General features: G+C 57.0%; 16 protein-coding genes and 2 tRNA genes. 6 read left to right on the top strand and 12 right to left on the bottom strand.

The features are described from left to right. Window positions 1-287: 287 nt before the first annotated feature. Window positions 288-1,436, bottom strand: a complete 1,149-nt coding sequence (locus DIE06_RS36145) for an alcohol dehydrogenase family protein (protein WP_221624091.1) — start codon at window positions 1,434-1,436, stop codon at window positions 288-290. A 78-nt stretch (window positions 1,437-1,514) separates the two neighbouring features. Then, window positions 1,515-3,203 carry a choline dehydrogenase gene (locus DIE06_RS36140; protein ID WP_260433885.1) on the bottom strand — a complete coding sequence of 563 codons (1,689 nt, stop codon included), beginning with the start codon at window positions 3,201-3,203 and terminating at the stop codon, window positions 1,515-1,517. A gap of 459 nt (window positions 3,204-3,662) precedes the next feature. Here DIE06_RS36140 and DIE06_RS36135 point away from each other — a divergent pair, with 459 nt between their 5' ends. Both DIE06_RS36135 and DIE06_RS36130 read left to right on the top strand, forming a co-directional pair. Further along, window positions 3,663-5,087 carry an aldehyde dehydrogenase family protein gene (locus tag DIE06_RS36135; protein ID WP_124665510.1) on the top strand — a complete coding sequence of 475 codons (1,425 nt, stop codon included), beginning with the start codon at window positions 3,663-3,665 and terminating at the stop codon, window positions 5,085-5,087. 69 nt (window positions 5,088-5,156) lie between these two features. After that, window positions 5,157-5,945 carry an SDR family NAD(P)-dependent oxidoreductase gene (locus tag DIE06_RS36130; RefSeq protein ID WP_260433884.1) on the top strand — a complete coding sequence of 263 codons (789 nt, stop codon included), beginning with the start codon at window positions 5,157-5,159 and terminating at the stop codon, window positions 5,943-5,945. Window positions 5,946-6,753: 808 nt separating this feature from the next. Here DIE06_RS36130 and DIE06_RS36125 read toward each other — a convergent pair. Then, window positions 6,754-7,575 carry a citryl-CoA lyase gene (locus DIE06_RS36125; protein ID WP_124665509.1) on the bottom strand — a complete coding sequence of 274 codons (822 nt, stop codon included), beginning with the start codon at window positions 7,573-7,575 and terminating at the stop codon, window positions 6,754-6,756. A gap of 322 nt (window positions 7,576-7,897) precedes the next feature. On the opposite strand from DIE06_RS36125, the gene DIE06_RS36120 reads away from it, so the two are divergent. Continuing rightward, window positions 7,898-8,302, top strand: a complete 405-nt coding sequence (locus DIE06_RS36120; RefSeq protein WP_124665508.1) for a RidA family protein — start codon at window positions 7,898-7,900, stop codon at window positions 8,300-8,302. Between the two features lie 182 nt (window positions 8,303-8,484). Beyond that, complete coding sequence (locus DIE06_RS36115; protein WP_260433883.1) at window positions 8,485-9,420, top strand: alpha/beta hydrolase; 936 nt, start codon at window positions 8,485-8,487, stop codon at window positions 9,418-9,420. Window positions 9,421-9,507: 87 nt separating this feature from the next. On the opposite strand, the gene DIE06_RS36110 is transcribed toward DIE06_RS36115, so the two are convergent. From DIE06_RS36110 to DIE06_RS36090, 5 genes are all read right to left on the bottom strand, one after another. Beyond that, window positions 9,508-10,191: a TetR/AcrR family transcriptional regulator gene (locus DIE06_RS36110; protein ID WP_124665506.1), complete on the bottom strand. Its 684-nt coding sequence runs from the start codon at window positions 10,189-10,191 to the stop codon at window positions 9,508-9,510. A 48-nt stretch (window positions 10,192-10,239) separates the two neighbouring features. Then, window positions 10,240-10,674: a thioesterase family protein gene (locus tag DIE06_RS36105; protein ID WP_124665505.1), complete on the bottom strand. Its 435-nt coding sequence runs from the start codon at window positions 10,672-10,674 to the stop codon at window positions 10,240-10,242. Window positions 10,675-10,878: 204 nt separating this feature from the next. Further along, window positions 10,879-11,538 (bottom strand): M24 family metallopeptidase, encoded by a 660-nt coding sequence (locus DIE06_RS36100; protein WP_124665504.1) that lies wholly within the window; start codon window positions 11,536-11,538, stop codon window positions 10,879-10,881. A gap of 1 nt (window position 11,539) precedes the next feature. After that, complete coding sequence (locus DIE06_RS36095) at window positions 11,540-12,880, bottom strand: 2Fe-2S iron-sulfur cluster-binding protein (RefSeq protein WP_124665503.1); 1,341 nt, start codon at window positions 12,878-12,880, stop codon at window positions 11,540-11,542. A gap of 440 nt (window positions 12,881-13,320) precedes the next feature. Continuing rightward, window positions 13,321-13,671 carry a TfoX/Sxy family protein gene (locus tag DIE06_RS36090; protein ID WP_124665502.1) on the bottom strand — a complete coding sequence of 117 codons (351 nt, stop codon included), beginning with the start codon at window positions 13,669-13,671 and terminating at the stop codon, window positions 13,321-13,323. 1,492 nt (window positions 13,672-15,163) lie between these two features. Here DIE06_RS36090 and DIE06_RS36085 point away from each other — a divergent pair. After that, complete coding sequence (locus DIE06_RS36085; RefSeq protein ID WP_124665501.1) at window positions 15,164-15,940, top strand: hypothetical protein; 777 nt, start codon at window positions 15,164-15,166, stop codon at window positions 15,938-15,940. After that, window positions 15,937-16,395, top strand: a complete 459-nt coding sequence (locus DIE06_RS36080) for a nuclear transport factor 2 family protein (protein ID WP_124665500.1) — start codon at window positions 15,937-15,939, stop codon at window positions 16,393-16,395. Before DIE06_RS36085 ends, DIE06_RS36080 begins: the two co-directional genes overlap by 4 nt. Before the next feature lie 1,010 nt (window positions 16,396-17,405). On the opposite strand, the gene DIE06_RS36075 is transcribed toward DIE06_RS36080, so the two are convergent. The 4 genes from DIE06_RS36075 to DIE06_RS36060 all read right to left on the bottom strand — a co-directional run. Next, window positions 17,406-17,482: transfer RNA gene (locus DIE06_RS36075), tRNA-Ile, on the bottom strand. A gap of 4 nt (window positions 17,483-17,486) precedes the next feature. Next, a tRNA-Gly gene (locus DIE06_RS36070) sits at window positions 17,487-17,560 on the bottom strand. A gap of 152 nt (window positions 17,561-17,712) precedes the next feature. Beyond that, on the bottom strand, window positions 17,713-18,855 hold the full coding sequence (locus tag DIE06_RS36065) for an enoyl-CoA hydratase/isomerase family protein (protein ID WP_124665499.1): 1,143 nt from the start codon (window positions 18,853-18,855) through the stop codon (window positions 17,713-17,715). Then, window positions 18,852-19,136 (bottom strand): enoyl-CoA hydratase-related protein (locus DIE06_RS36060; RefSeq protein ID WP_260433882.1); only part of this gene is annotated, 285 nt, incomplete at its 5' end. The genes DIE06_RS36060 and DIE06_RS36065, both read right to left, overlap by 4 nt.

The raw sequence follows: 19,136 nt of genomic DNA, 5'->3' as shown, positions 1-19,136 counted from the left end.
CGTAGATCGGCAGGTCAATCCCAAATTGGGCACCAAGTTCAGTCTTCATTGAAGCATCCTATCTTCAGTTGTATCCCGGACACCACCGTCCGCGGCTGCGCAGTCTCGAACATGCATTGCTTGCCTCAGTTCGATGTCGGCGACTACTGACCATGAAGTATGTAAACTATACTTTGCGGTACAAGAGGTCAACAGACAGAGCAACCAGTGCCAAACGGTCTCGTATGCAGCGCCGGACGCCGGCGAAACTCACGGAACGGACGCTGGTTGCTTCCGGCGAAGTTGATCTAGCGAGCAGCGGGTTCGATAACAAATTTTCCGACGTGCGTGCGCTTGACGAAATCTGCCTGCGCCTGAGCAAGTTGCTCAAGCGGGTAAGCTTTGTCGAGCAGCGGGCGCAGCTTACCCGATGACACATGCGCGATCACTCTCGCAAACGTCGCCGGAGTCGGGCAAGTTATCCCGTACATTTCGAGATCCTTATAGATAAGATCTCGAAGATCCATCGGTTGAACTGGGCCGCCGATCGCACCACCGGTCGTATACCGACCGCCGCGGCGCAGCACCTTCAGAAAATCGCCAAATGCTTGTCCGCCAACGACGTCTGCGACCACGTCTATGCCGTTGGCGCCGACAATTTTCTCCACGGCCTCTTTGATGCTCTCGGACTCTCGAGGAACAAAGGCATGCACGCCCAGCGCTCGGACCCGATCTTCCTTGGACTGACCGGCAATCGCGATCACTCGCGCCTTCCGGATCAACGCGAGTTGCACTAGCGCCGTGCCTACACCGCCCGATGCCCCTGTGACGACGACCGTTTCACCTTCCGAAAGTCGCGCCCGCTCCAACATCTCTTCGGCGGTGTCATACGAAGTCGGGAATGTGGCAAGTTCGGCGTCGCTAAGCGATGACGTAACCGCATACGCGTTCTCTGTGGGTACGGCAACATATTCCGCGAATCCGCCGTCGCGCTCGCCCCCGATGTATTCAACGAGCTGTGCTCGCTCGGGCAAAGACAAATCACGCACCTGCGGATCGACAATCACACGCTCGCCGACACGGCCGGCAATCGCGGCATCTCCGACAGCCACAATCCGCCCTGCAATCGCGGCACCCTGGATGCGAGGGAACACGACCGCCTCCTGCTTCCAGGTGGCGGCCGCTTCCTCTTGCTTAGCCATGATGCCCTGAACCCCGCGAAGACCGACCTCTTCGGTGAGGGTTGCGCCTGCTGCGCGGTGGTACCACTGTGTGCGAAGATTGATGTCGGTATTGTTGATACCACATGCGCCGACCTTGATCAGCACCTCCCCGGTCTTGGGGCGCGGTACCCGCACATCCTCCCGAAATTGCAGCTGATCAATCCCACCGTAGCCGGTGAGCAGCACGGCACGCATGACGTCAGGAATTGCTGGTACAGACACTGAATAATTCATTGTTCCCTCTTTCTACTGTTGATTACGCTTGGGACAACAAAAAGCGTTTCCTAAACTCAGGTTGGCGTCGCTGAACTACTACCGCTGCGACGTCATCCAATCTTCCGCGACATAATGAGGCCGGCGCTCCGGCGCCAGCTTCCGGCCCCGAATAAGATCAGAAGCCATCTCACCAATCATGATGCAAGGCGCATTCGTATTGGCCGCGACGACGAGGGGCATGATCGACGCGTCGGCAACTCTGATGTTTTCCATACCCCGCACCTTTAAATTGGGTGCGACCACTGCATCATCATCTGCTGCAGAGCCCATGCGACAAGTCCCTGATGGATGATATGCAGTCCCAACGCGAGAGGCGACCCAGGCATCGATCTGTTCGTCCGTATGGACGTCCTTTCCTGGGGCCAATTCTTTTCCGCGATAGGGATCGAATGCACTTTGCGCGACAATTTCACGCGTAAGGCGCAACGCATTTCTGAAGCTTTCGCGATCGGCCTCTGCCTCGAGATAGTTGAATTTAAGGCATGGCTTGTCGGTCGCGCGATTGGTTTTGATCGCAAGGCTTCCCCTGCTTTGCGCGCGCATCAACGTCATATGAATTTGGAAGCTGTATCCGGGGTATGGCGCAAAGGTATCCGGTTGAAACGCCAAACCCAAGAACTCCAGCTTCAAATCGGGGTAGCAAACGCCCGCCTTCGTTCGTATGTAGGCTGCGGCCTCGAACTGATTGCTCGCCGCTACCCCCGTCTTCGTCAGAAACCATTGCGCGCCGGCAAGGTGCTTGCGAGGGAACTTCGTAAATGGGGCAAGACCGAGCGGCTGACGGCATTCGACTTGCAATGTGATATCCGGATGGTCCTGAAGGTTTGCCCCGACACCTCGCAGCTCATGCACCGCTTCGACGTTGGCGGCGCGCAGCACGTCGCTAGGTCCCACGCCCGAGAGTTGCAAGAGTTGCGCCGAGCCAATCGAACCCGAACACAAAATCACTTCCCTCCGGGCAGAAATCACGCTGCTTTGGCCATTTTTACGAACCCGAAGACCTGTTGCCCGCTTGCCCGCGAAAACAATTTGCTCAGCGAGCGTATTTGTGCTGATCGTGAGGTTGGCGCGGCGCCGCACGTCTGGCGAAAGGTACGCACGCGCCGCGCTCCAGCGGCGCCCACCGTAAATCGTACATTCGCTGGGGTGAAAACCCTCATGCTGATAGGCATTGGAATCGTCGGTCGTCGGGTAGCCAGCCTGTTTTCCCGCTTCCATGAACGCCGCTTGGAGCGGGTCCTTCGTCACGTCGGGGCGGCTGACTCGCAACGGACCGTGACGGCCTCGATAATCGTTGCCCTCTCCGTGAAATGTTTCGGATCGCTTGAAGTACGGCAGAACATCCGCGTAGCTCCAGCCGGTGCAACCGTAGGTTTGTTCCCAGCCATCGTAGTCCAGTGCATTGCCACGGGTGTACACCATCCCGTTGATCGACGACGAGCCACCAAGGACCTTACCTCGCGGATGGTCGACCTGCCGCCCGAATAAATACTTTTCCGGCTCACTCATGTACTGCCAGTTGAACTCGTTGCCGGAAACAAGGCTTTCGACAGCAAGTGGCATGTCGATGGTCCAGCTTTTGTCTTCCGGTCCAGCTTCGACGAGGAGGACGGTGATCGAACGATCCTCAGACAGCCGTGACGCAACAACGCAACCGGCAGATCCAGCGCCGATGACGATGTAGTCGAAGCTCTGGTCGTCAAATTTAGAGTCTTTCATGTTCATAGCAACAACGACGCGGATGGTGTTTAGACCAATGGTACTGTAAAAAAGACCGTTGAGTATATTTTTTTTGGGAGCAACAAGAACGATCTCGATGCATGCCGCCCCCCAGGAATGCCCCTGATAGGGATTTCCCTAGATGACTCGGCGCAATGCATTGAACCGGATAGCCGCCTGTCAGCCCGCCTCGCGCTAAATTTGAACAACTAGCACGAAAATCTGACTATGCGGTATATTGCAGGTGGATCGGGAACGATCAGCCCACGCACAGGCGCGCTACGCGGGAAAAGTCCGTCCCACGGGCGTCGCGATCGCGCGTTTGATATGCAGTTCTTGGAGGTACCGCACAATGCCTGCCGCCTGCGTCGGGTCGACCGCCTGCTCTCGACATTCGCTTCGCATCCTTGATGCTCCGGGAGGCGCAGACTTTCTTGTCCAGTTCCGATTGCTCACGAGACAACCATGGATAATTTCTTGAAGTTTTACATCGCCGGTCAGTGGGTCGACCCCGTCGAACCGCGCAAAGCGGCCGTCATCAATCCGGCTACGGAGGAACCGACTGCCTACATCTCGATGGGAACGCAAGTCGATGTCGATCGTGCCGTAAAGGCGGCTCGTAATGCCTTCGCTAGCTATTCTCAAACATCGACTGCTGAGAGGGTCGCTTTCTTCGAGCGTGTACTGCCGATCCTTCGTCGCCGCCACGGAGAGATTGCCTCATTGATCTCCCGCGAGATGGGTTGCCCCATCACCTTCGCCAATGAAGCACAGGTCACGTCCTGTATCGCGCATACCGAAACTGTCATCGACGTATTGAAGTCGTACTCATTCGAGGAGCAGGTCGGCAGCACCCGAATCATCAAGGAACCCATCGGCGTTGTCGGACTCATCACGCCATGGAATTGGCCGCTGAATCAAGTCGTCTGCAAAGTCCTTTACGCGATCGCGGCGGGTTGCACCATCGTGTTGAAGCCCAGCGAGATCGCACCTCTCGACGCGACGGTCTTTGCGGAGATCCTCGACGAAGCCGGTCTTCCGGCCGGTGTGTTCAATCTCGTCAATGGCGACGGCCCGACGGTCGGCGAAGCCATTTCGCGCCATCCCGACATCGACATGGTGTCCTTCACCGGCTCGACCCGTGCAGGCGTTCTAGTCGCCAAGGCCGCTGCCGATTCCGTGAAACGCGTGACGCAAGAGTTGGGCGGCAAGTCCGCGAACATCGTTTTCGACGATGCCGATCTGGACGCCGCGGTTCGATCGTGTGTACGAGCAATATGCGCAAACAGCGGACAAACGTGCGACGCACCGACGCGGTTGCTTATCGCGCGCCATCAGTATCAGACAGCCGTTGAAATTGCCGCGGACGAAGCGCGCAAGCATACGGTTGGCGACCCCGCCGATCCGAAAACGATGGTGGGCCCGGTCGCAAATCGAGTTCAGTTCGAAAAGATACAGCGCCTCATTTCGAATGGCGTGGCCGCCGGTGCACACCTGGCAGCGGGCGGCCCCGGGCGTCCGGAAGGACTCGAGCGCGGCTTTTATGTACGGCCGACAATCTTTTCCGATGTTTCTCCCGATATGGAAATTGCTCGCGAAGAGATCTTCGGCCCAGTGCTAGTTGTGATTCCCTACGACAGTGAAGACGAGGCCGTCGCGATCGCAAATGACACGGAGTACGGACTCGCAGGCTACGTTTCGTCTGGTGACCTTGAGCGTGTTCGACGCGTTGCCCGTCGCCTCCGTGCTGGCTCCATTTTCGTCAACAGCCCGGACTTCGATGTTCGCGCACCGTTCGGTGGCTACAAGCGGTCTGGCAATGGTCGAGAAGCCGGTGCCTATGGCCTGGCGGAATACCTCGAAGTGAAATCGGTGGTCGGCCACGGCTGATTGCGGTCTAACACGTCTACGAGCGGCGATGACTCGATGTGACGAGCCGCTCACAACTCAAGGGTGCAAATGATGTTCGACTTCAAAGACAAGATTATCGTAGTGACTGGCGGCGAGACTGGGATTGGCCGCGCAACCGTCGAATCGTTTGCCCGCGCAGGTGGTACCGTAGTTATCGCGGGCTTTCTCGAAGACGAAGGCGACGATGTGGTTTCGTCGCTTGCGAAAGAAAACCTCAAGGCCGAGTTCATGAAGACCGACGTCCAGAACGAGGCGATGATCGAAGAGGTCACTGGAAAGATTGTAGCGAAGCATGGTCGAATCGACGTTCTGGTGAACAACGCCTCAGTATTCGATGGATTTGCCGGTATCAATGAAACATCCACGGCCCTCTGGGACAAGGTTCTGAACACCAATCTGCGTGGAACGTTCCTGATGAGCCGTGCCGTCTTGAAGAACATGATGCCGCGTGGCGAAGGCGCCATCGTGAATGTAGCTTCCGTCGGCGGCGTCATTGGGGGCGCCGATGGCCTGGCTTATACCTCGTCGAAGTTTGGCGTGATCGGCCTCACACGTCAGATGGCGTGTGATTTGACCGCTAAGGGCATCAAAGTCAACGCAGTGTGCCCTGGCATGATTCAGACCGATATGCGCAAGCATTCCACGCGCATTCTGGCCGGCGATGCGCCGCCGATGCGCGGCGTCGGCGTCAACCCCGATGCAATGAAGCGCGTCCCTGCGGGAAGAAAGGGGGTCCCCAATGATATTTCCAACGCGATCCTGTTCGCCGCGTCGCCGTACTCGGACTACATGAACGGTCACTCGCTCGTAATCGATGGCGGTTGGACGATCCAGTAAGAAATATGCGGGTATATTTGCCCGCGTTTCGCTCTCGTCATGAAGGGTAAAACGGCCAAGATGCGATTCTTGGCCGTTGAGACTTCGAGGATCAGGTATTCATAAAGTGCCTGCGTCCCATTTGAATTGCTTGCGCCAGTCCTTCTGAAGCTTCGCGAATCTCGACAGGCCGAAGCCATGGCACGACGTGACCGCCATGCACGTGCCGTCAGGCCCCGGGACCTTATTACGGATAAGGGAATGGTCAGGCGAAAGATCGATCACACCATCTCGGCATCGCAAAAACGGAATGCTTGCGGCCGACGGCAGCAGTTCCGCGACGCGTCGAGCGGCGTTGTGGAAGATCGGTGTAGCGGGCTTGTCTGGCTCCGAGGTCAAATCGACGTCGGTCCACTCGTGCGGACCTCCGTTGAAATGCAGGTTTCCGCGATGAGTCTGAGGCAACCGACCCGCCGTTCCCGATCATCGGGAACGTAAACATCGGCGCGCGAGCGATCTCACGTGGTGAGACTCCCGTCCTACAAATATTATTCACCGACGGAGTTCGGCCCATTATTCCCTAGTTTTCTGCGCCTGCTGGCTTCTGGTAGAACCTGAGCCGCTTGAATTCGTCGCGCAGCGCGTAGACGCATGACAATGGCAATTGGCCGCCAGTAGTTCCTTCAGGTGCACCGGAGGTGACATTAAAGACCAGACCTAGAACATAGTCTGGGCGACGCCTGAGGGTGGTGGCGGGCTCGACTCCTCCAATATGTGGTCGATTGTGCGCCCACACCTCCTAGCAGGTGCGGGCGCACAAGCAGTGTGCTTATACTGCTTGCCAGCCCGCGCCGAGAAGATCTTCCTTGAGATTCTTACGTTCCTGGGAATACGACGCGTCGGCATCTGCGACACCGCGAATGCGAATCTTTGATCTGAGCTCCTCCGAGATGTGAGCAATGACGCCCGGCATCGTCGACACCAGCGCCAAACCCGTCATTTCAGCCGGCGTGAACTGCATCTGCGCCAAGATTGCGGCCATCATCCCCACCTCGTTGATGACGAGATCAGGCTTATTTGCCTGCTTGATGAATGATGCATGGATAGCTTCGTACCAGTCGCACAGCTCGCCCCAGACACCGTTCTCCTTCGCGATGGCCTTCAGTTTTTGCGCTCGCGGGTCTGTATAGCGAAAGTTGGGATGCCCAAAGCCGGGCACTCTCTGTCCTTGTGCGCGGAGCGCTGCAATGATGACATCAGCTGCATCGGCCATCGAGTCGTCTTGCCGATTGTACGAAGCGAAAGTGGCCAAAATGAACTCCCCGCCTGCATCAGGTGCGAGCGTGTACTCCCCAGCCGACAGCACCGCTGTTGCCATGCCCGCCACCATTGACGGATTGCCGGAAACGCAGTAGCGCGCAGCAACCGTACCGGGTTTCTTCAGCGAATAGTCGAGCACCGAGCAAAGAATTGCGTCCATCATTTTGGACTCGCCTGGTGTCGGGAGCCTGCCTCTGATCAGCAAGTAAGAGACCGATGCAAACGAAAGTTGCCCGATCAGTTCACCCAAATCGTAACCACGAATGAAAACGCTCGATTCTTCGATGTGACTGACCGACGATTCCCATGCCGGCTTTGTAGAACTTGTCATGCCCTATCCCATCCCTCAGTTTGATTAGCCGATCCTATGTGCCATGGTTCGAAGCCCTCCCGGCAAACAGACCACGAAGGATTAAAATATACTGCACGGACAAATTTTTGTCCACTTGGTCTATAATTGGCTGGCAACGTAACGTCACTGCAAGAGGCACCCGAGTCGCCAGACAACAATGTGGGCATCGGCGACCGGCTGCTGGCGCATGCTCCTCATGAGAGCACTGTGCGCTCCTGCTGGAATAGCGCGATCGCAACTGCTTGTGTTCCGCTCGCAGGAAAGCGAATCGAGACTTCTTTCATCAACTTGGGGATAGGCAATGCTTACCGCAATCAATCAGCCGGGGATCTCGTACCCCGGCATCTCTCAAGCGGTTCAGGGTTCCGGCGACGTCCTACTGTTGGGCGGCCACGTCTCATCAGACGAAAACGACAACTTTGTCGACGGCGACTTCGAAATGCAGGTGCGAAACACGTTCCGAGCGCTCGAGCGCACGCTGCGAGCTGCTGGCGTGGGCTTCGAAGCAGTCGCCCGCTTCACCTACTACGTCCCTGATTTTGAAGAGAACCTTCTTCCCATCTTCAAGCGAGTTCGGGCCGAGTTCATTACCGGTCAGAATCCGCCGGCGAGCACGTTCATCCCGGTTGTGAAGCTTTTCGATTCGCGGGCAAGGATCGAGGTCGACGGTATTGCCGTAGTTCCCGGCAAGACTCGCATCAGTTAAAAGTCGCGCGTTGGATTGCGCCATAGAAAAGCGAACTGCGACCATCACTGTTACGCCTGCAGCCCGATAGGACGATTGACCGAGACGCGGACGAGATCGATGCAAGCACCAGGGGCAACGTCCGCGAACCGCGGGCAGTATGGTGATATCAAAAGGAGGACGTCGTGCCGTCAAGACATCTCGTGGATCCGGAGCTACGCGCTCTTATCGATGAAAAGCCCTCCTCCCCGATCGATCTCGACACGCTGTCGCAGTCGCGGACCGTTATGGTGGAAAGCGTCGGCGTGTGGTTTCCCGCCCCGCCGGATGGGGTTGAAATCGTCGAGCGCATGATCCCTGGGTGGCCAGGTGCGCCTGACGTGCGCGTGGTAATCACACGGGCGAAAGGGAGCGAGAATGGTGGCCCAGCCTTCCTTCACATTCACGGTGGGGGTTACATCATGGGCTCGCCTGAGATGGGTCTTGCCACCGACGCAGCCTATGCGCTCGAATTGGGCGCGACCGTGGTATCCGTCGACTATCGCCTAGCACCGGAGAACCCGCATCCCGGACCGCTAGAGGACTGCTATGCCGCGCTGACCTGGCTCAACGCCGAGGCAGAAGCGCTAGGTGTCGATCGAGATCGGATCGTCGTCACCGGCGAGAGCGCCGGCGGCGGTCTAGCGGCGGCATTGGTACTTCTCGCTCGCGACCGGGGCGAAATCTCCATCGCTTTCCAGCATCTAGTCTTCCCAATGCTTGATGATCGCACGGCAGCGTGTTCAGAGCCGTCGCCATATCAAGGCCAGTTCGTTTGGAGGCCAGAGAACAATCTGTTCGGATGGACTTCACTCCTAGGCGGGCCGCCGGGTGCCACGGCGGTCTCACCTTACGCTGCAGCGGCGCGCGCAGACAATGTCGAAGGTCTCCCGCCAACCTTCATCGCCTGTGGGGCCCTAGACCTTTTTCTAGCAGAGAACATGGACTACGCCCGCCGGCTGATGCTAGCGGGTGTGCCGACCGAGTTTCACGTGTATCCGGGCGCCCCGCACGGTTTTTATCTAATCGAGACCGCCCGAGTCACTCGAGCCTACATTCGCGATTCGATGTCCGCGCTAGAGCGGGCGGTGGGCGGCTGATCTAGCGCGAACGAGGCCTAGATTCGCTCAATGCGCTTGGGGGTCAGCCTCAGCAACGCAGCCTTTGAGCACCCTCCAACTCGTAAGTTACGCGTTAGCCACCCTCGGAACCTTCGTCGACGTCTTGCGCACGGTCGCCTTGCTTGCAACCGACTTAGCCACTGGAGTGGCCAGGTAACCACCGGTCAAGATATCCACGTAGTACTCGGCGATCTCCGGCGCAGAAATCGGACCTTCCTCGTTGTACCAGCGGTACAAAGAATTGCACATCCCCAAAAGTCCTGCAACAGCGATACTCGGGGGAATATCACGAAACAAGCCTTTCTTGACACCATCCTTGTACACACCATTGATGACGGCATCGTATTCGCGCCGACGCTGAACGTGCAGCTTGAGTTGCTTCTCTTCAAGCTCGCTCTCTTCGCGATTGTAAATCGCGGTCCAGTCTCGACGCTCCATGACCAAAAGAGCGTGGCCCTTTAAAAGCTCTCTCAGGGCGAGATCGGGAGGCAACTCCCTCACCACCACCGAGGAAATCATCGCAAAGTAGCTATCGTAGATACGATTGAAAATCTGCCACAGGATTTCATTCTTGCTTTTGAAATAGTAGTAGACCACCGATTTCGTATAGCCAAGATTAGCGGCGATATCATCGATTGTGACAGCGCGGAAACCTCTCTCCGCGAATAAAACCACGGCGGAAGCAATAATTTCATCCTGTACGTAAGCCTGCTTCTTCGCCTTCAGCTGTTCTCTACGATCGATTTTCATAACGCTTTTCCCAGAATCAGCATTTAAGTTATCGCCCGGTACCTCGGGTCACCCGGAAACATTCGTTGCGTCGGACGATTCCGTGAGCACGCAAATCTCCGACCGAATGGAATCGGGTATCGGAATGCTCTTTCTCTCTTTCAGATGAAAGTACACCGATGTCATCAGGAGTTCAGCGGCCACCTCACCGCTTCTTGCCAGAAGTCGGTGCTTCGACCTGAGCGAGCTCTTGCCAAGGTCGATGACTTCGCTGTCTACCATGTAGAGATCGCCGACTCGAAGTTCCGAGCGGAAGTCAATCTCATAGCGAACGTCGGCCCAACCCTCATCTCTGGAGTTCCGCCATTCAGGGTCATACCCGAGGCGCGACACAAGATGCCACATCGCTTGATCAAAGGCTGCGATGTAATACTGGACTGTCATATGCCCCATCGCGTCCGTTTGCGACGGATAGACAACGCCATTGAATGTTGGGATTCTCATTGGTCTCCTTGACGGATACGCCGACACCCTCACCTCGCAGAGCGAGGTGAGATATATTGTCTTTTTTTTTGACCGTGTAGTCAACAGGTTTGTCCGACTATTGACCGTACCGCCACGCCATAGGCGCGGAACATAGCCAATCAGCGAACATGACGATCCCTGGGCGACGGGGCCGCTCGGGTCTCCGCACAGGCTGCACTGCGCCTAGGTCAACAAGTCCTCGAAGTATGCGCCGAACGGTAGCGTCTTATGTCGGATCAGAATTTCGAGGATCCAGATGTTGGAACTCGGAATGCCCTCCATCGAACGGAGCGTTCCGTGATACTGGTGAGGAAAATCCCCTACCCTGTGACCAGACATGATCGAATCGAAGACCCAGCCCAGCTTGTCTGCCTCTGCTGCGGCAAAGCTGTACAGGTCAATGCCCGTCAGCCCCCGCGATCGCCATGCGTCCTGCACACCGCTCCACAGAACCTTTACGTCGGACTTTGCTCGCAACATCTCCGGGTCGCTTCCAACAACGAAGGTATCGCCAGAATCCGCTTCGTACCCATCCCACAACGGACCGATATCGAGCGTGAAAATGTCGTTCTCTCCGAGGACGATATCCGGCTTAGATGGTGCGCCGTACTCTAGCATTGTGTTGCAGCCAAACCGAATGCAGATGGCGTGCCATCCCTGCAAAAGTCCATGCTTTTTGAGAGTCTTCCGCGCGAGCTGAGTCGCCTGCGGCTCAGTCATGCCGGGCTTGATCGCAGTCGCGATGTCGTCAACGGCGAGCCACGTTCTCCTGCGGGCCTCAAGCATGCCCTCCGGCTTGAAGGCTTTGCCCACGTACTCGCTTTGAATCTGTTCATTGCTCATTTCAATCCCTCAAAGCGGAAACTCGCCCAGGCGTACCCGGCAGATAAACGGTTCGAGACTCAACTTCTCGGCTCAGCTTGAACTGACAGGCAAGCCGGTCCCCATCGCATGCGTCAGGCAAGCAATCAAGAAGATCGATCTCATCTTCGTTCATGCCGTTGACCAGCGCAGGCTCGACCCTGACCCGGCAGGTGCCGCATACCGCACCGCCACCACAATAGTGATCGAGGTTTAAGCCGGACCGCATCAGCGCCTGAAGAAGCGTGCATCCGTTTTCGGCGTGCATGCGCCCTTTCACAGATCCTTGAAATTTCACGACAAAATCGATGAGGCTCTGTGATCCGTCCGTTTGCGGCGGCTTCACGTTAAACGAATCGGTGAAGAAGCGATCGCTCGGAAGCCCAAGCTCTGAGACAAGCTTTTCCTGTGCAAGCGCGATCATAATCGGCGAGCCACACGCGTACACATCGAAGTTTGCGAGACTCCGATGATCTTGGGCTACGCAGTCCTGTAGGTACCCAATTCTGCCCGACCACTCACCAATCGGAGCTGCCGAGACCGGGATGAAATGAAAGTTTTCTCCCATCGTCGACCATTGACGTGCAAGATCCGGGCGGTAGACGTCGTTCTCTGTTTGCCCACCCCAATAGAGATAGACCGGGGATTTGCGCCTCCATAACGCATGTGTCTCGACCATTGACTGGATGGGAGAGAATCCCGTGCCGGTAGCCATCAAGACTACCGGACGGTCGTCCGGAGTCGTCCACGTGAACTTCCCCAAGGGGCCTTCCAGACCAAAGATATCGCCGGCTCTCGCCGCCTCGAACAACCACCCAGTGAACTCACCCTGAACCTGCCGCCTGATGTGTAGTTGAATACTGCTCGAGTCGCTTTCCTTGCTAGCGATCGAAAAGTACTTCTGGCGGTCTCCGGTCCAACGAATGCAAACGAACTGACCCGCCTGGAATTTGAACGATTGTCCGTCCATAAAGTCGAGATCGACGACCGCGACCTCCGGGGTCGGGAACGCGATGGAGCTTACTTGAACGGCCCGAGCTTGGGGTGCCGCTCCATTATCGTTACACTCCACGACCAATTCGGATCGCGCGAACGTTTGGCACATCAGCACACTGACAGGCTTACCGTCTCTCGAGGCGATTTGTGTCTCGCCGTCGATTCCGTTCGAGAACGCGCCGTCGCGCACTAGGCCAGCACACTGCCCGCAAATACCCCGACGGCAAGAATGGCTGATGGCGCTGTGTGCCTGAATCGACGCGCTCACGATGTCGACGTCGCCGCGCGTCTCAAATTCGACGCCGTTGAGTTCGTTAAATATTTTCATGCAGATACAAGGCCGCAAGGCTGGCTATAGACCCCGGCCCCCCGCTTGGTGCGAGGGTACCGAGAGCGAAACCACGACATCCCTAGACAATACGGTAGTCTTTGGACGAGTCGACTTCGGGCCCCGGGAACGAAACTGCTCCGAACCTGAGGATTTCCCTCTCTTCTCGTACCAATAGACCAAATTTTCCAACCTACCAGTCAGTATGAACGAAAAATGGGCCGCGTCAACCTTCTTCTACAAGGTTGACGCGGCCGCAAGCGCTCTGGCCGACTAACCGGTATCCAAACTAGCCATCTCCCCCCCGCCTCGAGGTCTAGAGGGATGCTCAATGGACCGAAGGCGTCAAGGAACTCAGCTCAGTCAAGTGCGCCTTACCCGGAGCAAGATGCCGGTAGTGAACAGATATGGGGCGGCTCGACGCCATTCATTGCAGTCAATCAGTCCTTGGCAGCCTTCACGGCGGCGCTCCATGCTCGTTGCGCCCAAGCAAGAAGCGCTTGATGATCTTCGATCACGTCGACGGGCGCTTCCCAATAGGACTTCAGCGCATGCTCACGGCCATCGGCGACATAGCCTAAGGCATGCGAGCCTGCCGCTTCATACTCGGCGCGAGTCGCATCGTCCACTTTGAAGTACAGCGAGCCCTTCCAGACCATCGCAAACACGTGCCCGTCCCGATATAGCGCGACGGCCCCGAACAACGAGCGCGTCGTTATTTGTCCCCACCCGGACAACTGCTCTGCATAGTGCTCTGCCAATTCCCTACTTTGCTTCGTAAGTTTTGTCATCGTCGCTCCTGGGAAATTTCGAATGTCGACCAACCCGCTCCCATCGCACCCTGCGGCGGATGCAACAAATTCGGAATCAAGTATTAGTGATTCCCGTGGGCGAACTCAGCCGACCTTGTACGCATAGTCAAATCCACTCACGCCCATCGCCCTACTCTTCTTTGAGATCGCTCCGGACCGGGTAGCTGCTTGCCTGAGCGACGCAGACCTCGGGGGGAAAGTGTCACCGCGCCTCTTTATGGGCCGCAATCATCAAGGTCAATATTTGCCAGTATGGAGCAGTAACGACACGTGATTACCCATCAGATAGCGTCATAATCGCAGATATTGGGTATTCAAAGCGGAGATGTGTGGGATGACCAGGCCTGCGGTGGAGCGTCTGGCGCACAAGCCAGCAACGCCGCCCCCGTTACTACGACCTTGAGGTGTTTCGCCTGCCGGACTGACCTCAAGCATCGGTCGACGCTCCAAGCTATGCGCAGGACCTATTGCTATGAGTTCTACATGCTCATCTGGGTGACGGAGGGCAGTGCAAGCGTTTTGTGGATTTCGAGCCGATTGTGTGCTGTGCCGGAAAGCTCACGCTTCAGCCAGGCCAGGCTTACAACTTCGGCAGCGATGAGGACTAGGATTGCTGCTGCGCCCTGAATTTCTGTTGTTCGAGGCCGCGTTTGGGAATGCCACCTGCCCTGGAGCGCATACCCGGGCATATCCGCTTCGATCCGACAGGCTCGAGCATCAGCAGGAGTTTGAATCCGCGGACGTATCGGCAAGCTGTTTTAGTGCTTAGCTACATGCGTTGTGGCGCTACGGCATCTACGCACGCTGAGCTGCTAACCATCCTGCATGGGAAACGCCAGACGCAATCTTCATCTCGGTCGAGCGTGTCGCCGCGCTTTCAGCAGTTCCAAGCTAGTGGATCAAAGATTCTCGCAGTGGAATCATGCAGCGCGACTACACAGTCCACCTTGGCTGCACCGATAAAGGGCCTGACGCGCGCCACGTTGGCAGCAGAGGGCAGATTGCCAAGGTTTATCTGTCGAGACCGATCGTCCTTCAAGCCAAGCGGCTGCTCATATACGCTGACGTACCCATCGGAGCACTTTCCGACCGATTGGGATTCGGGGCGATCGATTCCGCAAGTTCTTCAAGCGGGAAACGAATTGCACCCCGAAGGAATTTCGCAAATGGTCAGCCGCTTTCTGAGCGACCGGAGCGCCACAACCGGCCATATGCAGCACGTGTGCCATTCCTTTGGTAGGATACGTGGCCGTCGTTGATACAAACAGTAAGGAGTTGAGTCGCTGTGTTACACAAGAAATCCGAATCGACAAACCCCGACGGTCACGAACAGGTTTGCCTCAGCGCCGATGACACGCGTCACGGCCACCCTGAAGGGATCGCTCGCTATTACGAGCGCTTCTCCAAGGGTGGCTTCGGATTGGTGATCACGAAGGGGTTATACTGATCAGCAGTTCTCAAGGAGCACCCCGTGCCGGCCCAGGCTCAGCGACGAGGCACCGGCACTTCCAGGATCGTGCCGGTACAGCGGTTGCATGCATATGGCGCGGTCACCATCTCGCAAATCATGCACTCCGGCGTCCTGACCCAAGCCACCCGATACAAGAATTCCACTGTTGCGCCGTCGGCGATTCAGCCGCCGGGCGAGCAGTTGGCCACGTACTGCGGCAGCGATGGCTATCGGTTCCCGCTGGAAATGTCATATGCAACGATAGTTGACGCGAACAGCCGCTTTGCAGAGACCGCCCGACGGGCTGCGTCGATCGAGGGCTTCGACAGTATCAAGCTTCACGCGGCCAACGGCTACCTGCTTGACCAGTTCATCTCTTCCGCACCCAACCAGCGTACATATCGCTGGGGCAGAGATACCCGATCGCAACTCACATTCGTCCGTGAGGTTATCTACGCAGTAAGCGCCACCATCGATGACGAGACAGTCTTGGGCATTCGCGCTTCTCCTGGCAACGTCAACAATTTCGCATCGCTCCGGGAAAACGGTGAGCGGGATGCGGAAGCGATCGTCGGAACACTGACAGGTAGCGACGTCGATTACATTTACACAACCCTCTACCGTGGCTGGCAACCGACTTTCCCCGTTCAACCTGGAAGTCTGGCCGAGCTGGCCCGCAGCTATGCACCTTCTGTTCCGGTTATTGCATATAGCGATCTGCTGACTCGTTTTTCATCTGCGCACGGCTCCTGTAACGTCGCCCCGCAGTCAATCAAATCCGTAAGGAGAAAATTATGACTACAGCATTGCCCGTCTATGAGCAAAATTACAGTCCCGAGGAGCGTGCTCTCGCACACCATCTTATCGGGCTTGAAAAATCCGCCTTGGATAAGTGGTTTAAAGGAGATACGTCCGGTTACAAGTCGCTGTGGTCCGAACGCAGCTTCACATACTTTGACGCCGTCGTTACCGAGCGAGTGGATGATTACAACGTCATCAACGAATTCCTAAAATCAATTGACGGCAAGTTATTTGCAGATAGTTACGAACTGCGAAGCCCACGCATACAGGCAGCGAAGGATATGGCAGTACTGACGTACCAGCTCTATTCCAAAACAAATCTAATAGACATGGAGTACAACGTCGTCGAAGTATTTCAGAAGGAAGATGACGAATGGCGCGTTATTCATTCCACATGGTCATTTATCCGTCCGATGGATAAAACGTTCTCTAAAGGCGATAGCATCGCTTAGCCTAGCAATTCCGGTGCGGCGGGTTGACTGGGACGCTGCCTATATCGCCAACCCGCTCCTCTCGCCCAGATCCAGAGGTACGTGCTGCAGAAAAGTCACTGAAGGCTTACATCACACTTTGTTTTGACACCACTTCGTCAAGGTCTTGCATGTGTCCGTGGAGGGTTTAGCCACTACTGACCAGCGCGCGTGAACGCCAACTGCGATTAGCCCTGATCCAGGGGTACACCCCAAAGTCGATATTTGGGCGTATGCGTGGCCAGTTCAGGCCCCTCAGCGTTCCGATCTCTCCCCTAAGCGAATCCTGATTAGGTCTTAAGCAATTTTACTTTGATTAAAATTGCTTTCAACGTCAGAATAATTTCGCGGAGTTATCGGTCGCTTGGCCCAACATATTTTAGCACCTCAAACATCTGCAGTGTGAAATCGTCCAAATCCAATGGCCCTTTTGGGATCTCGTATTGCATCGATTTCGGTGATACGAATCAGAGCAATCATGCAACCATTGCCGATGGTGCGGGCGGTTTGGTCCACTCCGACGGACAGGAAAACTGCATACATCAGCGCCGAGGGAATCACCTGACGCCTGTGCTCTAGCGCCCGAGGCTGCTGTTTTACGCAACCTCGGGCACAATCAGTCATTCGCGTTCGTCAGCGAGGTCGCTGACCATCCGCCAAAGACAGGCAGAATTTGGCGTATACGAGATACGCTGGAGGATTTGCCGGAGTCCTGGGAATCGGCCTTTACAAGTGACCCAAAGGCACGAACGAGAGCGCGGTCAAACATGCCTGATAGATACGAGGCCTCTCGGGCCACCGGCCTAATTTCCACGATGCCATGGTCGTCGTCGTGACGACGCGCCGAGTGTCTCTCAAATCTTCGGAGGGTGCATAAATACCTATAAATACTCGGAGGGCGCGCAAATCTGTTTTTAAACTTTGTCGAGAAACTGCAAGTAATCGAGCAATACTACACAATCACATCCAAGCCTGAAATATTCGCGATTAGATGGTGGGCCTGGCCGGACTTGAACCGGCGACCAATCGATTATGAGTCGACTGCTCTAACCAACTGAGCTACAGGCCCGTGGTGGAGCGGGTGAAGGGAATCGAACCCTCGTCGTAAGCTTGGAAGGCTTCTGCTCTACCATTGAGCTACACCCGCGACGGCAAAAATTCTCGCACGACTTTTGAATGATCATATGGCGCCTTCCCGTGATCCAAGAATAGCTGGGGAAGATCACAATTGCCGCAATCAGCCCTATTCTCCTGTAGACGCTCCCGATAGAGTTCTAACAAGCACAAGCCAATCTCAACTCAATCGCGCCCTAGCGCCACAAGCGGATGCGCCTCGCATCGCCAAAGCGAAGTCAGATGCACGCGTGTGCGCTCGGCTCGCACTTCGACCAGTGACATCGGGGCCCATCGCGGCTTGCGATCCTTGTCAACGAGATGTGCCCGCACACCTTCACGGAAATCACCGTCACTAATCGCCCGCGCAACGATGTCGAGTTCCATCCGGAAGGATTCGGCGAGTGTCATCTGTCGACCTCGCAGCAACGCTTCACGTGTTACGCACAGCATCGTCGGCGAATGGCTCAAAAGCGCATTGAGCGTTGCCTGCAGCCACTGACGATGCTCGCGCGCCAGCTCGTCACGCGCGAGATCCTGCTTCAGCGTCATGACGATCCGCTCGACGGTGGAGCGCTTGTCGAAGTGACGGACGATCCACGCCATCTGGCTGTCGAGCGCCGCATGCGGCACGACGTTGCATGGCGGCTCGAACACCTCGCACAGCGCAGGCAACACTTCGCCGTTCCACTTGACGCGCTCGATGCGCGTCTCGAACGTATCGAGCCACGACGACGGCACGCACAGGTCCGCGAGCTTCGCGGTCAGCGCGTCGGCGCCTGACAGCACCACGCCCGTCAGCCCTACGTACAGCTCGAGCTCGACCGGCATGCGCGACAGGAAATGCGTGGCGCCGACGTCAGGCACGAGGCCGATACGCGTCTCGGGCATCGCGATCTTGCTGCGCTCGGTCGCGACGCGCAGCGCCGCGCCTTGTGCAAGCCCCATCCCGCCACCCATCGTCACGCCGTCCATCAGCGCAACCACCGGCTTCGGGAACGTGTGGATCGCGTAGTCGAGCCGGTATTCATCAACGAAAAATGACAGCCAGTCGGTACTGCCCTCGCCCAACATTCTGTACAACTGGCGCACGTCGCCGCCCGCGCAGAAACCCCTATCGCCCGCACCGCGCAGCACGACCGCAACGATCTGGTCGTCGGTGCGGCAACGCTCGAGGAGCGCTGCCAGCTCGCCGATCATCGCGTACGACAGCGCGTTGAGCGCGGCCGGCCGGTTCAGCGTGATCAGTACCACGCGGTTCACCACGCGGAACAGCACCTCAGGCGCGAGCTCCGCGAACGCGTTGTGATTCGTGACCGGTGTGTTCATCGTTGCGGCTCTCCGTCGTTGTTCCACTGAGGCGCGCGCTTGCCGAGAAACGCGGCCACGCCTTCGCGCGGATCGTTCGTGTCGAACAGGTCGACGAAGCGTTCGCGTTCGACCGCGAGCGCCGCGCCGCGCGGCACGCCGCGGCGCGCGAGGCCGATCAGTTCCTTGCTGTACGCGACCGCATGCGGGCTCTGCCGCGCGACATTGCGCGCGAGCGCCAGCGCCGCATCGCGGGCCGCGCCGCTTTCGACTACGTCCTCGATGAGGCCGATCCTGAGCGC

The sequence above is a fragment of the Burkholderia sp. Bp8998 genome, from assembly GCF_003854235.1.
In the GTDB taxonomy this organism is placed as follows: Bacteria; Pseudomonadota; Gammaproteobacteria; order Burkholderiales; family Burkholderiaceae; genus Burkholderia.
Note: the sequence above shows the minus strand (reverse complement) of the source record. Positions and strands in the feature narration are given on the sequence as shown.